At 73.5% G+C, this 283-nt stretch carries 1 pseudogene; it reads left to right on the top strand.

Going from position 1 to position 283, the window contains the following annotated elements:
* A pseudogene (locus KI686_RS16600) lies at positions 1 to 227 on the top strand (hypothetical protein); the annotation flags it as partial.
* Positions 228 to 283 lie beyond the last annotated feature (56 nt).

Below are 283 nucleotides of genomic sequence, written 5' to 3'. Positions count from 1 at the left end.
GCGGCGGGGTGATCGCCAATCGGCGTCTGCGCGAGGTGACGCTGGAGCGTGCCGCCGCCGCGGGCGTCACCGTGCGCATCCCTCCGCTGACCCTGTGCACGGACAACGGCGCGATGATCGCCGGTCTCGCCGCGGAGCTGATCTCGAGCGGCCGTGGCGCCTCGACACTGGCGTTCGGGGCGGACTCCACCCTGCCGGTGACCGAGATCCAGGTGAGCCCGGCATGACCGATCCGCGCATCGAGGGGCCCACTCCCGAGGTCGAGCGACCCGAGGGCAGCGCG

Source organism: Polaribacter sargassicola (genome assembly GCF_021991835.1).
In the GTDB taxonomy this organism is placed as follows: Bacteria; Bacteroidota; Bacteroidia; order Flavobacteriales; family Flavobacteriaceae; genus Polaribacter; species Polaribacter sargassicola.
This window is presented reverse-complemented; position numbering and strand designations above follow the sequence as displayed.